The following is a 13,376-nucleotide window of genomic DNA, read 5'->3' on the forward strand; positions in this document are numbered from 1 at the left end:
GCTACGAACAGCCACCCCAAGCCCCACCGACCCCACGGGTCATCACCGGGGACGACACCCCGCCCACCAGCAACCGGCTCGCGCACAAGCACGCACGCCGGCGGGCGGAGCGTGCCCGCAACCAGCGGGAGCGCGAACGCCGCGAGGCCGCGGACGGCCCGCCCCCGTTCTAACCCACGAGCAACCCGACCACCAGGACGACGACCGCAGCGGTGGTGAGCACCGATCGAACGATGTTCCACGGCATCCACACTGACGTGAATTCGGCCCAGACCCGGTCTGCCTCCGTGCCGTGGACATCGGCGGCGGCATCGAGGCGGTTGTTGGCCGGGACGTTCACCGTCATGGTGATGACGATGCCGAACAGCGTGAGGAGGGTTGCGGCGAGGACCCACCAGCGCAGCCCGTCATTCCATGCGGCCCAGGTACCGAGGGCACCGAACACGACGCCACCGCCGAAGATGACCGCGAACAGCGGATTGAGGATGGCAGTGTTCATTCGTTGCATCGCCACGACCGCGACGTCGGCGCCGGCGCGGGTCAGTCCGGGGATCACGGCGTAGCCGAAACCTGCCAGCACACCGGCGCTGAGTCCCGTGGTCACGACCGTGAGGGTCACCAGTACATCCTGCAGTGGGTCCATAGAGAACAGTGCACCTCGTGGCCCGCGGAAACGCCATGGTTCACTCTTAGCCATGTCCTCACGCTCCCGCGCCCGGGCGCTCTCCGCGCGCCTGCCGTTCGGCATCGGGACGGTCGTACTGATCCTCTGCGCAGCGATGCTCATCACCGCCGGCGTGGTGCTCTCCAGCGGTGAACACCAGGCGGACGACACCGACTACGCGTACGGGGAATTGCGCGACTACCACCGTGCGCCGTCCATCGCCTGGACCATCGTCGGCCACGAGGATCTCCCCGACTATCGCGACGAGGTGACCATTCAGGTCGTCGACACCTCCGACGAGGGCTGGCTCATCGCCTACCCGTCGGGCCTGGGCCGCTCGTTCACGATGGTGGACCGCCGCAACGGCCGTCTCCTCTGGGACTCCCCGGTCAACGCCGGCCAGGGCGACTGCGCCTTCAACGAGGCCGGCCAGGTGGGGTGCGCCGTCCAACTCGGCACCCCGCTCGACGACGGCTTCTATCTCGTCGACGACGCCGGGGTCCCGACGCAGACGGCCCGATACCTCGACACCAAGAAGGTCGTGGGACTCGGCAACAACTTCCTACGGGTCAACCGGGTCGGTCACCAGCTCTCGTTGAACACGCCGGCCGGCAAGACCATCTGGGCACGCACCTTCGCGGCACCGATCGTCGACATCGAGGTCACCGGCGACATCGTCGTCGTCAAGACCGCCGACGCCAGCCAGTTCCTGGTCAACCCGACGAACGGCGACAACCGCATCGCCTGCGACCAGTGCGACATCGCCCTCTATCCGACGGGCGTCACCGTCGAGCACCAGGACTACAACGCCGAGCGTGTCACCACGTACGCCACGATCAACGGACGCGTCGACCCCGACCCCGTCGACGACTCGGAGGGCCTGCAGGTCGAATCCGGGCCGTCGACGCTGCCGCTGCTGACCGCCTCCAACCGCATCTTCGCCGATCGCGGCGAGTACGAGGTGCGCGATCCGGCTCGTCAGGGCGCACTGTGGCGGATCAGCGACCGCGAACTGTCGAAGTCGGGCGCCATTGCCTGCGGCTCACTGGTGAACTTCGGACGCCTCGACGGGTCGCGGACGACGTACGCGCTCGCCGACGGCGATCACATCGGCAGCGGTCCGCCGCCCGGTCCGGAGCAGCCTATCCTGGCCAATCCGGCCTGCATCGGATCGACGGGCACCACCATGATCCTGTCGAACCAGGGGCAGCTGACTGCCCTGACACCTGAGAACAGAGTGGCCTGGGAACAGGGCGTCGGTTCGCCCGGATTGATCAAGGTCGTCGAGGGTTACATCGTGCTCAGCGAGGGTTCCACGATGTCCGTTCTGCGTCCGAACTGAGGCGCGTGTGGGCCGTCTCACATCGGAGACCGGCTGCCCCCGACTACCTGCGAAGACACAAACCTGACCCGCTGTCCATACCCTTGTTGGTCACGGGAAGATAACGCTTTGCTCACGACCACGTGTACGGTCGGCTCGGTTCCGAGAGCACGAACCACGAGCAGTACACGTGAGGTCAGTAAGTTTTGGGTAAGCATTCCAAGCCACGGAAGAAAACACGCACACCGCTGTGGGCCACGGCCCTCCTCCCCGTCGGAGTCCTGGCGGGCGCGGCCACCGCAGGAGCCGAGCTGTCGCACCCGACAGCCGCCCCGGAGCCCAGCAGCCTCTCCACGGGCGTGACGGCCACCGCGGCCCCCGCGCTCACCCCCGCCGCGCGGGCGCATCCGATCGCCCCGGCCCCGACGCCGGCACCCGCCCCGGTCATCCGCCCGGCGAGCGTCACCTCCGGCGCGGTCCCCGTGACCAACTACGACGCCTACAAGAAGGCCGCGAGCACCCTCGCCGACACCACCCCGCGCTGCGGCATCGACTGGAAGGTCATCGCCGGCATCGGCAAGGTCGAGTCCCACCACGCCGACCAGGGCAACGTCAATCCCGACGGCGTGCTGCGCAGCGCCATCTTCGGCCCCGTCCTCGACGGCTCGCTCGGCGGCAACGAGGTCATCAGCGACACCGACGGCGGTGAGCTCGACGGCGACGCGGCCTACGACCGCGCGGTCGGCCCCATGCAGTTCCTGCCGTCCACCTGGAAGGCCTACGCCGCAGACGGCAACGGTGACGGCAAAGCGGACCCGCAGAACATCTTCGACGCCGCGCTGACCACCGGTCGCTACCTGTGCGACGAGGGTCTCGACCTGCGCAACCCGGCGTCGCTGACCACCGCGATCCTGCGCTACAACAACTCCATGGAGTACGTGAACAACGTGCTCGGGTTCGCCCGCTCCTACTGATTCAGTTCCGAGCCAAGAAGGCTTGCAACGCAGCGGAATACATCGGCACGTCGGCGGCACCCATCAGTTCGCGCGCGGAGTGCATCGCGAGCTGCGGCGCGCCGACGTCGATCGTGGTGAGGCCCGTGCGGGTCGCGGTGATCGGTCCGATCGTCGAGCCGCAGGGCAGATCCGCGCGGTGGACGTATCGCTGCATCGGCACGCCCGCATCGTCGCACGCCACCGCGAAGATGGCTTCTCCCAACGCATCCGAGGCGTAACGAAGATTCTGGTTCACCTTGAGCACCGGGCCGCCGCCGATCGAGATGCGATGGCCGGGCTCGTGGCGTTCCGGATAGTTCGGGTGCGTCGCATGCGCCATGTCGCCGGACAGGCACACGCTCCCGGCCATCGCTTGCAGATAGTCGGAGCGGGAACCGCCGCGCGACAACACGATCCGCTCGCAGATCGAGGCCAGGAAGTCCGATGCGGCACCACGCTCGGAGCCGCTACCGACCTCTTCGTGGTCGAACAGTGCCAGCACTCGCGTATGCGCCGACGACGAGCCGTCGAGCAGTGCGCGGAGTCCGGCGTAGCAGGTGCCCTGGTTGTCCAGACGCGGTGCGCTGAGCAGGTTCTCGGCCGCACCGATCACCGCCGACGGCGCGACGTCGTGGGTCATCAGTTCCCAGCCCAACAGGGTGTCTGGGTCGAGGCCCGCGTACTCCGCGACCCAGCCGAGAACGTCCGGGGTGGCGTCGTCGAGACCCCAGAGACCGTTGACGTGCCGCTGCGGATCGGGTGATACGCCCTTGCGGTCCTCCGACAGGTGGATCGCCAGCTGCGGCACCCGCACCACCGCCTCGGTCACGTGGACGAGAGTGTGCGCCACCCGATCACCCGCCCGATAGGCGAGCCGACCGGACAGACCGAGATCTCGGTCGAGCCAGGAGTTGAGCCAGGCGCCGCCGTAGGGTTCGAGCGCGATCATGGCCACCCCGGCCGACGTGCGGTCGGGATGCTGCTTCAACCGGAGGTTGGGGCTGTCGGTGTGGCCGCCGACGATGCGGAAGGCGGGACCGTCGCCGGTCTCCCAGGCGATGATCGAGCCGCCGCGGATCACATAGGACTTCGACGACGCCGCGCCGGCCGCAGCCGGCCACGCCTGCTCCTCGAAAAGCCTTGTGTATCCAGCATTCTCGAGCTCGCGGGCGACCGTGGCGCAGACATGGAACGGCGACGGCGAGGCGTCGATGAAGTCACCGAGCCCGGTCGCCGACGCACTCGTCGGGATCTTCGGCGTTGCGTCGCTCATCCGGACGCACTCACACCGAGGCGAGGACCGAGTCGATCACCGAGTAGAACAGGCCGAGCCCGTCGTCGCTCGGGCCGGTCAGGGCCTCGGTCGCGTGCTCGGGATGCGGCATGAGACCGACGATCCGGCCGTTCGGGCTGGAGATACCGGCGATGTCGAGTGCCGACCCGTTGGGATTGCGCTCCGGGTAGGTGAACACGATCAGACCCTCGCCCTCGAGTTCCTCGAGCTTGCGCTCCGACGCCACGTAGCGGCCCTCGCCGGACTTCAGCGGGATCAGGATCTCCGCGCCGCGCTCGAAACGCGTCGTCCACGCGGTCGTGTTGTTCTCGACGCGCAGCCACTCGTCGCGGCAGATGAAGTGCAGACCCTCGTTGCGGGTCAACGCGCCCGGCAGGAGCCCGGCCTCGCACAGGACCTGGAATCCGTTGCAGATTCCCAGGACCGGCATGCCCTTGCCCGCCGCCTCGACGACCGACCCCATCACCGGCGCGAAGCGCGCGATGGCACCGGCACGGAGGTAGTCGCCGTAGGAGAAGCCGCCCGGCACGATGACCGCGTCGACGCCCTTCAGGTCGGCGTCGCCGTGCCACAGCGCGACAGGTTCGGCGCCGGAGAGCCGGACCGCACGGGCGGCGTCGACGTCGTCGAGGGTGCCCGGGAAGGTGATGACACCGATACGAGCTGTCATGCCGCCTACTCCGAGACCCGGGAGACGTTGAAGTTCTCGATCACCGTGTTGGTCAACAACTCTTCGGCGATCCGCTCCAGCGTCACATCGTCGACGGTGTCGTCGACCTCGAGCTCGAAGCGCTTGCCCTGACGGACGTCGCCGATCCCGGTGAATCCGAGCCGACCCAGTGCGCCGACGATGGCCTGCCCCTGCGGGTCGAGAATCTCGGCTTTGGGCATCACGTCGACCACCACTCGCGCCATGGCACCGCTCCTCAATCTCTGCTGATCAGTTCTCGCCTGGTCAGCTTACCGGGTGCCCCCAAATCGACTCAGAGCACGGATTCGATTGCGGCGACGACGGTCGGATCGGTCGGCTCGGTGCGAGGACGGAATCGGTTGACGACCTCGCCGTCGGCGTTCACGAGGAACTTCTCGAAGTTCCACTGGATGTCACCGGCCTCGCCGTCGGCGTCGGCGGCCTGGGTCAGCTCGGCGTACAGCGGATGGCGGGCGTCGCCGTTCACATCGGTCTTCTCGAGCAGCGGGAAGGTGACGCCGTAGGTGGTCGAGCAGAAGGTCGCGATCTCCTCGGCGGTGCCCGGCTCCTGGCCCATGAACTGGTTGCACGGCACGCCCACGACGGTCAGGCCCTTGTCGCCGTAGGTCTTCGCGAGCTGCTCGAGGCCTTCGTACTGCGGGGTGAGGCCGCACTTGCTGGCGACGTTGACGATCAGCAGCGGTCCGCCGAAGTCCTTCAGCGAGACGTCGGAGCCGTCGAGAGAGGTGACCGGGATGTCCTTGATGTTGCCCATGGGGAGAGATTAGCCCGTCCCCGAAAGGCTGTGATCGGCTGCACACCCCTGCGCCTGAGACGGGGATCACACCATCTCGCAGCTCATGTGCGATCTCACACCTATTGCGTTTCTGCAATAGTTGCGTCGGAGTTACTATTTCCGGGTGTCCGAGGAACTCTTGAGCGCATCGAGCGCCGACAAGTCGATCGAGTCCGCTTCGGCGGCGCTCGTCGCATTCCTCGACCGTCTGCTCGACCTCGGCCGGCCGGAAACCATGGAGAGTCTCGCCGCCACCGACATCACCTTCTCCCAGCTCCGCGTGCTCTGTGCGCTCGGCAGCCACGACGGGCCGATGCCGGTCAACGCCATCGCCGACCAGGTCCAGTTGTCCCTCGCGGCCGCGGGCCGGACGGTCGACAAGCTGGTCAGCTCCGGTCTCGCCGATCGTCGTGAGGACTCGGCAGACCGTCGCATCAAGCGCGTCTCGCTCACCGACGACGGCATGCGCTACCTCGAGACACACCTGGCACTGCAACACGACACCGTGCGACGGTTCGTGGCCGGCCTCCCCGCCGAACTCCGGGACAACCTGTGTTCGGCGCTGCGACCCATCGTCGACGACGGCGTCGACCACTTCTGCAATCTGGCCACCCGTTGACCGCGAACACCTCCCGACACCTACTTCTCAGTCGCATCCCGACCGATAGGACAAACACCGCATGACATCCTCCACCGGAGGCCATCTCCACGAAGGTCCACCAGACACCAAGCTGGACAAGAACGTCCTGCTGGTCGCCGGTGTGGTCGTACTCGGCGCGATCATGTCGATCCTCGACGTCACCGTGGTCGGCGTCGCCCAGAACACCTTCCAGCAGGAGTTCAACACCGACGCCGCGGGTGCCGCGTGGACCGCGACCGGTTACACCCTCGCCCTCGCCGCCGTGATCCCGCTGGCCAGCTGGGCCGCGTCGCGTTTCGGCACCAAGAAGGTGTACCTGACCTCGCTGGTCCTGTTCACCCTCGGTTCGATCCTCTGTGCCTTCGCACCGAACATCGGCATGCTGGTCGCGTTCCGCGTGGTCCAGGGCCTCGGCGGTGGTCTGCTGATGCCGATCGGCATGATGATGCTGACCAAGGCGGCGGGTCCCGAACGCGTCGGTTCGGTGATGGCCGTCCTCGGTATCCCGATGCTCCTGGGCCCGATCTCGGGTCCGATCCTCGGCGGCGTGCTCATCGAGCAGCTCAGCTGGCACTGGATCTTCCTGATCAACGTCCCGATCGGCATCATCGCCTTCGTCTTCGCCTGGATCGTCCTGCGCGACGACGCCGAGACCAAGCGGTCCTCGATCGACTTCGTCGGGTTGCTGCTGTTGTCGCCGGGTCTGGCGCTGTTCCTGTTCGGCATCTCGTCGAGCGCCGAACACCGCACCTTCGTCACCGGTTCGGTGCTGATCCCGACGATCATCGGCGCACTTCTCATCGTCGCGTTCATCGTCCATGCGCTGCGCGCGAAGAAGCCGCTGCTCGACCTGCGTCTGTTCAAGAACAAGACGCTGAGCATCGCGGTCGCCACGATGGTGCTGTTCATGATCGCGTTCTTCGGTGCCGCACTGCTGTTCCCGCAGTACTTCATCGGTGTGCGCGGCGAGTCGACATTGACCGCGGGTCTGCTGCTCGCCCCGCAGGGTCTCGGCGCCATGCTGACGATGCCGATCGCCGGCAAACTCACCGACAGGATGGGCCCCGGCAAGTTCGTACTCGCGGGCATCGTGTTGATCCTCCTCGGCATGACCGCGTTCACCATGCTCGGCTCGGACACCTCGTACTGGCTGATCTGCGGTTCGCTGTTCGTCCAGGGCCTCGGTATGGGTATGACGATGATGCCGATCATGTCCGCGGCGCTCGCCACCCTGAGCAACGCCCAGGTGCCGGACGGTTCGACGTTGATGAACGCCATCCAGCAGACGGCCACCTCGATCGGCACCGCGGTGATCTCGGTGATCCTCGCCAGCAGCCTGGCCGGCAAGCCGGAGGCCGGTCTCGCGATCATGGCGAACACCTCCGACAAGCCGCTACCCCCGGGTGTCCCGAACCCGTTGCCGGAGTCGTTCTTCGACACCGCCGCCGACGTGTTCTCCAACACCTTCGTGATCTCGGTCGTGCTGATCTGCCTCACCGTGATCCCGGCATTCTTCCTGCCGCGCAAGAAGATCGCGTCCCCTCTCGTCGAAGAGGACATGGATCGCGGTCCGATCATGATGCACTGATCGACCTCCGGGTCCAAACCGGAAGAGCCCCACCGCCCGCGAGGGTGGTGGGGCTCTTCGGTGTCGAGGTCAGCTCTCCAGCGCGCCCGACTGCTGCAGTATCCAGGCGATCTCGAAGGCGACTTCCTCCCACTGCTTGTAGCGTCCGCTGACGCCGCCGTGACCGGCGCTCATCTCGGTCTTCAGCAGTATCGGGTTGCCCGACGTCGACTTCTCCTGGAGCCGCGCCACCCATTTCGCCGCCTCGGTGTACAGCACCCGGGTGTCGTTGAGGGAGGTCAACGCGAGGATCGGCGGATACGGCTTCGCGTCGACGTTCTCGTACGGCGTGTAGGTCTTCATGTACTCGTAGACCTTCGGGTCGTGCAGCGGGTCGCCCCACTCGTCCCATTCGATGACCGTCAGCGGCAGCGACGGGTCGAGGATCGAGTTCAGCGCGTCGACGAACGGCACCGACGCCAGGATGCCGTTGAACAGCTCCGGCGCGAGGTTGGCCACCGCACCCATCAGAAGACCGCCGGCCGAACCGCCCTCGGCGACCATCTGCTGCGGCGTCGTCCATCCCGTCTCGACGAGATGGTGTCCGGCCGCGACGAAGTCGGTGAAGGTGTTCTTCTTGCTGAGGTCCTTGCCGTTCTCGTACCAGTAGCGACCCATCTCGCCGCCGCCACGGATGTGGGCGAGGACGAAGACCATGCCGCGATCGAGCATGGACAGCCGGGACACCGAGAAATAGGGATCGATGCTGGCCTCGTACGAGCCGTACCCGTACAGCAGCAGCGGGGCAGGCTTCGCTGCGTCGGTCTCCTTGCGGCGCACCACCGACAGCGGGATCCGGGTGCCGTCGTCGGCGACCGCCCACTCACGGGACTGGACGTAGTCGGCGGGGTCGTAGCCGCCGAGCACCGGTTGCCGCTTCAGCAGGGTGCGTTCGCCGGTGGCGACGTCGAGTTCGAACAACTCCGCGGGTTCGATGAAGCTGCCGTAGCCGATGCGCAGCTTCGGTGACCACCACTCGGGGTTGCCGCCGAGCCCGGCCGTGCTCAGTTCCTGATCGAAGTCGACCTCGTGGAAGTCGGATTCGGCGGGGATGCCGTCGATCCGGCGGAGGTCCGCAATGGCCAGGCGCGGCAGCGCCTCTCGCCGGTATGACAGCACCAGGTAGTCGGCGAAGGCGTCGAGGTCCTCGACGCGGCGGGCCGGATCGTGTGCGATCAGCGGACGCCGGTCCGCGGGGCTGTCCACCGGCGCGATGTCGATGGCGAAGTTCTCCGCCTTCTGACCGTCCACGACCTCGTTGTGCACGATGACGAAGTAGTCGTCGCCGCCGATGACGGCATGTTCGACGCTGTACTCGACGCCGTCGACGCGCGGCACGACGCTGCGGAACTCACCGGTCGGGTTGTCGGCTTCGAGAACGTAGCTCTCCGAGGTGATCTTGGAGCCGACTCCGATGACGAGGTATTTGTCGCTGCGGGTGGTGCCCATGCCGACCCAGAACCGCTCGTCGGGTTCGTGGAAGACCTTGACGTCCTCGGTGCCCGCACCGATGTCGTGTCGCCACACCGTGTCCGGCCGCCATGCGGCGTCGACCGTCGAATAGAAGACGTGGCGGGCGTCGGCCGACCACACCGCGCTACCCGAGGTGTCGGTGACGACGTCGTCGAGGACCTGACCGGTACGAAGGTCCTTGATGCGCAGCGTGTATCGCTCGTCGCCGACGACGTCGGTGCTGTAGGCCAGCCAGTTGCCGTCGTCGCTGACGGTGAGCGCACCGAGGCTGAAGAAGTCGTGTCCCTCGGCCTCGACGTTGCTGTCGAGCAGGACCTCCTCACCGGGCAGCGTCACACCGTCGTCGACCTTCGGCGCGGTCCAGTCGTCGTCGCCGGCGATCGGGCACCGGCAGGACATCGAATACTGTTTGCCCTCTTGCGTTCTGGCGTAGTACCAGAAGCGTCCACGTCGGACGGGCACCGACATGTCGGTTTCCTTGGTGCGGCTCTTGATCTCGTCGAAGATCTGCTTGCGCAGATCCGACAGGTGACCGGTGTGCGCCTCGGTGAACGCGTTCTGCGCCTCGAGGTAGGCGGTCACCTCCGGATCGTCCTTGTCGCGCAACCATTCGTAGTCGTCGACGAAGGTGTCGCCGTGGTGGGTGCGTTCCTTCGGGACCTTCTTGGCGACCGGCGGTGTCGCGGTGTTTCGCTCGTCGGTCACGAGGCCACCTCCGTGGTGGGCCAGTCGGCGAAGGACTTCTGCGAAATCCATTCGTAGGCATCGATGTACCGCTGGCGCGTCTTCTCGACGACGTCGTCGGGCAGCGATGGCGGAGCGACATCGGAGGCACGGTCCCAACCGGATTCGGCGCTGGTGAGCCAGTTCCGGACGATCTGCTTGTCGAAGCTGGGCTGGACCTTGCCGGCCGCGTAGGTCGCGGCCTCCCAGTAGCGCGACGAGTCGGGGGTCAGAACCTCGTCGGCGAGCACGAGCTCACCGTCGGGGCCGCGACCGAACTCGAACTTGGTGTCGGCGAGGATGATCCCGCGGTCGGCAGCCACCGCAGCACCGCGACCGTAGATGTCGAGGGTCGCCGACCGCAGCGCCCCGGCCAGCTCGGCACCCTCCTGTTCGACGACGCGCTCGAAGCTGATGTTCTCGTCGTGTTCACCCTGCTCGGCCTTGGTGGCCGGGGTGAAGATCGGCTCGGGCAGCTTGGAGGCCTCCGACAGACCCGCAGGCAGTTCGACGCCGCACACCGCACCGGTCGCCTGATAGTCGAGCAGACCCGAACCCGTCAGGTAGCCGCGCGCCACACATTCGACCTGCACCATCGGTAGGCGCTTCACCACCATCGAGCGGCCGACGACCTCGCCCGGGATGCGTTCGTCGGTGGGACCGCCGGCGAGGTGGTTGGGAACGCCGAGCTCGTCGAACCAGAAGAAGCTCATCGCTGTCAGGATGCGTCCCTTGTCGGGGATCGCGGGACTCAAGATGTGGTCGTAGGCCGAGATCCGGTCGGAGGCCACCAACAGCAGGGTGTCGGCGTCGATCTCGTAGATCTCACGGACCTTCCCCGACGCCAGATGCCGGTAGGACTGCAGTTCAGGACGCATGGACTCGACCCTAGAGGGTCACCGGTCGGCCGGGGGCGGCAGCCTCTGACATTCTTGACCGATGACCGCACCGCACATCACCATCACCTACTGCACCCAGTGCAACTGGCTGCTGCGGGCGTCGTGGATGGCATCGGAGCTGCTCAACACCTTCGGCACCGAGATCGGCTCGGTGACGCTGGTCCCCGGGACCGGCGGCGTGTTCCACATCGACGTCGACCGCACGCAGATCTGGGAGCGCAAACGCGACGGCGGATTCCCCGGGGCACCCGAACTCAAGCGCCTGGTGCGCGACGTCGCGCTCCCCGACTGGAAGCTCGGGCACGCCGACGCCTCCGCGCCGGAGTGACCCTCAGAGGATGGGCGCGGGTGCGTAAGCCGCGGCCTCCGGGTACTGGCCGATGATCTTCTCCGCCGCGGCGATGACGTCGCCAACCTGCTGTTCGGCCGCTCCGACGAACACCGTCTTGTCGGCGAGGAGCTCCTCGAGCTGGGCCCGGTCGAGCGGGATGCGGTCGTCGGCGGCGAGGCGGTCGAGCAGATCGGGTTCGCGACCCTCCTCGCGCATGGCCAGCGCCACCGCGACGGCGTTCTCCTTGATCGCCTCGTGCGCGGTCTCGCGACCCACGCCCGCACGCACCGACGCCATCAGCACCTTGGTGGTCGCGAGGAACGGCAGGTAGCGGTCGAGCTCGTTGGCGATGACCGCAGGGTAGGCGCCGAACTCGGCGAGGACGGTCAGGAAGGTCTCCATCAGACCGTCGATGGCGAAGAAGGCATCGGGCAGCGCGACGCGGCGGACCACCGAGCAGAAGACGTCGCCTTCGTTCCACTGGGCGCCGGCGAGTTCGGCGGCCATCGAGCCGTAGCCGCGCAGGACCACGGCGAGACCGTTCACGCGCTCACAGCTGCGGGTGTTCATCTTGTGCGGCATCGCCGAGCTGCCGACCTGGCCGGGCTGGAAGCCCTCGGTCACCAGCTCGTGGCCGGCCATGAGCCGGATCGTGGTGGCCAGCGACGACGGTGCGGCCGCGACCTGGACCAGCGCGGACACCACGTCGTGGTCGAGGGACCGCGGGTAGATCTGACCGACCGAGGTGAACGACCGCGCGAAACCGAGGTGGTCGGCGACGCGCGCCTCGAGGTCGGCGAGCTTGGTGGCGTCGCCGCCGAGGAGGTCGAGCATGTCCTGCGAGGTGCCCATGGGGCCCTTGATGCCACGCAGCGGGTAGCGGTCGATCAGCTCACGAAGTCGGGTGAGCGCGATCATGAGTTCGTCGGCGGCCGAGGCGAAACGCTTGCCGAGGGTCGTCGCCTGCGCGGCGACGTTATGGCTGCGGCCGGCCATCACGACCGAGGAGTACTGGGCGGCACGTTCGACGATGCGGGCCAGGACGGCGACGCCATGGGCGTGCACGTGCTCGAGGGAACGGAGGATCTGCAGCTGCTCGACGTTCTCGGTGAGGTCGCGGCTGGTCATGCCCTTGTGGATCTGCTCGTGACCGGCGAGGGCGTTGAACTCCTCGATGCGAGCCTTGACGTCGTGGCGGGTGACGCGCTCGCGGTCGGCGATCGAGGCGAGGTCTACCTGGTCGACAACGCGCTCATAGTCGGCGATGGCGTCGGCCGGGACGTCGATCCCGAGGTCGGCCTGCGCCTTCAATACCGCGATCCACAGTCGCCGTTCGAGGGCGATCTTGGTGGTGGCCGACCACAGCTCGGCGAGGTCGGTGGAGGCATAGCGGCTGGCCAGGACGTTGGCGATGACGGGCTTCGACACCCGCTCAGTGTAGGTCGCTCAGGAGCGGATCCCGAATTCCTCCACCTGCCGACCCACACGCCGCTCAGAACGCGAAGCAGGTGCCGTTGGACCCGTAGCCCTGTCGCACCTTCACGAGGGTGGGCTGCGAGGCCTTGCCGTTCTGGACGGCGTAGAGGTACTTGTCACCGATCCGACGGGGCACCCAGGTGACCGAGGCAAGGGCACCCGAGGGGAGATCGCGGCCGATGAATCGAGCCGGAAGACCCGGCTTGACCTCCCAGAACTCGACCCAACCCGACGAGTTGACCGGGACGGTCACGGGGTAGGTGCAGCCGGTTCCGTAGACCACCGACGACAACGGGACCCCCGCGTCGACGCGACCGGCCGGAGCGGCCTGCGCGCTGGGGGCGACAAGCATCGTGACCCCGAAGAGCATGGACAGGAACGCGGCGACGACACCCGCGCGGGTACGGCGCCTACTCATCGAATCCCCCGACATCCGATCCCTTTCT

General features: G+C 67.1%; 14 protein-coding genes and 1 pseudogene. 6 read left to right on the forward strand and 9 right to left on the reverse strand.

The annotated features are described in order from the left end of the window. A pseudogene (locus tag BJF87_RS26595) lies at window positions 1-173 on the forward strand (HNH endonuclease); the annotation flags it as partial. On the opposite strand, the gene BJF87_RS05355 reads toward BJF87_RS26595, so the two are convergent. Continuing rightward, window positions 170-643 carry a DUF1772 domain-containing protein gene (locus tag BJF87_RS05355; RefSeq protein ID WP_075862777.1) on the reverse strand — a complete coding sequence of 158 codons (474 nt, stop codon included), beginning with the start codon at window positions 641-643 and terminating at the stop codon, window positions 170-172. The pseudogene BJF87_RS26595 and the gene BJF87_RS05355 overlap by 4 nt on opposite strands. 52 nt (window positions 644-695) lie before the next feature. Here BJF87_RS05355 and BJF87_RS05360 point away from each other — a divergent pair, with 52 nt between their 5' ends. After that, window positions 696-2,006, forward strand: a complete 1,311-nt coding sequence (locus BJF87_RS05360; protein ID WP_075862778.1) for a PQQ-binding-like beta-propeller repeat protein — start codon at window positions 696-698, stop codon at window positions 2,004-2,006. A gap of 185 nt (window positions 2,007-2,191) precedes the next feature. Further along, window positions 2,192-2,959 carry a lytic transglycosylase domain-containing protein gene (locus tag BJF87_RS05365; protein WP_075862779.1) on the forward strand — a complete coding sequence of 256 codons (768 nt, stop codon included), beginning with the start codon at window positions 2,192-2,194 and terminating at the stop codon, window positions 2,957-2,959. A 1-nt stretch (window position 2,960) separates the two neighbouring features. Here BJF87_RS05365 and BJF87_RS05370 read toward each other — a convergent pair whose 3' ends face one another. The 4 genes from BJF87_RS05370 to BJF87_RS05385 all read right to left on the reverse strand — a co-directional run bounded on the left by BJF87_RS05370 (window position 2,961) and on the right by BJF87_RS05385 (window position 5,740). After that, complete coding sequence (locus BJF87_RS05370; RefSeq protein WP_075862780.1) at window positions 2,961-4,253, reverse strand: M18 family aminopeptidase; 1,293 nt, start codon at window positions 4,251-4,253, stop codon at window positions 2,961-2,963. Window positions 4,254-4,263: 10 nt separating this feature from the next. After that, entirely contained in the window at window positions 4,264-4,944 is a 681-nt protein-coding gene (gene purQ, locus BJF87_RS05375) for a phosphoribosylformylglycinamidine synthase subunit PurQ (RefSeq protein ID WP_075862781.1), read from the reverse strand. 5 nt (window positions 4,945-4,949) lie between these two features. Continuing rightward, a complete protein-coding gene (gene purS / locus BJF87_RS05380; RefSeq protein ID WP_005201292.1) occupies window positions 4,950-5,189 on the reverse strand; it encodes a phosphoribosylformylglycinamidine synthase subunit PurS in 240 nt (79 codons plus the stop codon). A 68-nt stretch (window positions 5,190-5,257) separates the two neighbouring features. Further along, window positions 5,258-5,740 carry a glutathione peroxidase gene (locus tag BJF87_RS05385; protein WP_006867195.1) on the reverse strand — a complete coding sequence of 161 codons (483 nt, stop codon included), beginning with the start codon at window positions 5,738-5,740 and terminating at the stop codon, window positions 5,258-5,260. A gap of 145 nt (window positions 5,741-5,885) precedes the next feature. Here BJF87_RS05385 and BJF87_RS05390 point away from each other — a divergent pair, with 145 nt between their 5' ends. Together BJF87_RS05390 and BJF87_RS05395 are read left to right on the forward strand one after the other, a co-directional pair. Further along, window positions 5,886-6,380, forward strand: a complete 495-nt coding sequence (locus tag BJF87_RS05390) for a MarR family winged helix-turn-helix transcriptional regulator (protein ID WP_075862782.1) — start codon at window positions 5,886-5,888, stop codon at window positions 6,378-6,380. A gap of 61 nt (window positions 6,381-6,441) precedes the next feature. Next, entirely contained in the window at window positions 6,442-7,989 is a 1,548-nt protein-coding gene (locus tag BJF87_RS05395) for a DHA2 family efflux MFS transporter permease subunit (RefSeq protein WP_075862783.1), read from the forward strand. A gap of 69 nt (window positions 7,990-8,058) precedes the next feature. Here the strand turns inward: BJF87_RS05395 and BJF87_RS05400 are convergent, their stop codons facing one another. Further along, entirely contained in the window at window positions 8,059-10,206 is a 2,148-nt protein-coding gene (locus BJF87_RS05400) for a S9 family peptidase (protein ID WP_075862784.1), read from the reverse strand. Further along, a complete protein-coding gene (locus BJF87_RS05405) occupies window positions 10,203-11,102 on the reverse strand; it encodes a phosphoribosylaminoimidazolesuccinocarboxamide synthase (RefSeq protein ID WP_075862785.1) in 900 nt (299 codons plus the stop codon). The genes BJF87_RS05400 and BJF87_RS05405 overlap by 4 nt, the downstream gene beginning before the upstream one ends. 61 nt (window positions 11,103-11,163) lie before the next feature. Here BJF87_RS05405 and BJF87_RS05410 point away from each other — a divergent pair, with 61 nt between their 5' ends. Then, a complete protein-coding gene (locus BJF87_RS05410; RefSeq protein WP_075862786.1) occupies window positions 11,164-11,451 on the forward strand; it encodes a SelT/SelW/SelH family protein in 288 nt (95 codons plus the stop codon). A gap of 3 nt (window positions 11,452-11,454) precedes the next feature. Here the strand turns inward: BJF87_RS05410 and purB are convergent, their stop codons facing one another. Together purB and BJF87_RS05420 are read right to left on the reverse strand one after the other, a co-directional pair. Beyond that, on the reverse strand, window positions 11,455-12,882 hold the full coding sequence (gene purB / locus BJF87_RS05415; protein WP_075862787.1) for an adenylosuccinate lyase: 1,428 nt from the start codon (window positions 12,880-12,882) through the stop codon (window positions 11,455-11,457). A 64-nt stretch (window positions 12,883-12,946) separates the two neighbouring features. Further along, complete coding sequence (locus tag BJF87_RS05420; protein ID WP_035752093.1) at window positions 12,947-13,348, reverse strand: hypothetical protein; 402 nt, start codon at window positions 13,346-13,348, stop codon at window positions 12,947-12,949. Window positions 13,349-13,376: the final 28 nt, after the last annotated feature.

Origin of the sequence: Gordonia sp. CNJ-863 (assembly GCF_001942325.1) — a bacterium.
GTDB classification, from domain to species: domain Bacteria; phylum Actinomycetota; class Actinomycetes; order Mycobacteriales; family Mycobacteriaceae; genus Gordonia; species Gordonia alkanivorans.

Coding starts and splice junctions, on each gene's coding strand:
- BJF87_RS05355 (WP_075862777.1), bottom strand. CDS start 643: ATGGACCCACTGCAGGATGTACTGGTGACCCTCACGGTCGTGACCACG.
- BJF87_RS05360 (WP_075862778.1), top strand. CDS start 696: ATGTCCTCACGCTCCCGCGCCCGGGCGCTCTCCGCGCGCCTGCCGTTC.
- BJF87_RS05370 (WP_075862780.1), bottom strand. CDS start 4,253: ATGAGCGACGCAACGCCGAAGATCCCGACGAGTGCGTCGGCGACCGGG.
- purQ (WP_075862781.1), bottom strand. CDS start 4,944: ATGACAGCTCGTATCGGTGTCATCACCTTCCCGGGCACCCTCGACGAC.
- purS (WP_005201292.1), bottom strand. CDS start 5,189: ATGGCGCGAGTGGTGGTCGACGTGATGCCCAAAGCCGAGATTCTCGAC.
- BJF87_RS05385 (WP_006867195.1), bottom strand. CDS start 5,740: ATGGGCAACATCAAGGACATCCCGGTCACCTCTCTCGACGGCTCCGAC.
- BJF87_RS05395 (WP_075862783.1), top strand. CDS start 6,442: ATGACATCCTCCACCGGAGGCCATCTCCACGAAGGTCCACCAGACACC.
- BJF87_RS05405 (WP_075862785.1), bottom strand. CDS start 11,102: ATGCGTCCTGAACTGCAGTCCTACCGGCATCTGGCGTCGGGGAAGGTC.
- BJF87_RS05410 (WP_075862786.1), top strand. CDS start 11,164: ATGACCGCACCGCACATCACCATCACCTACTGCACCCAGTGCAACTGG.
- BJF87_RS05420 (WP_035752093.1), bottom strand. CDS start 13,348: ATGAGTAGGCGCCGTACCCGCGCGGGTGTCGTCGCCGCGTTCCTGTCC.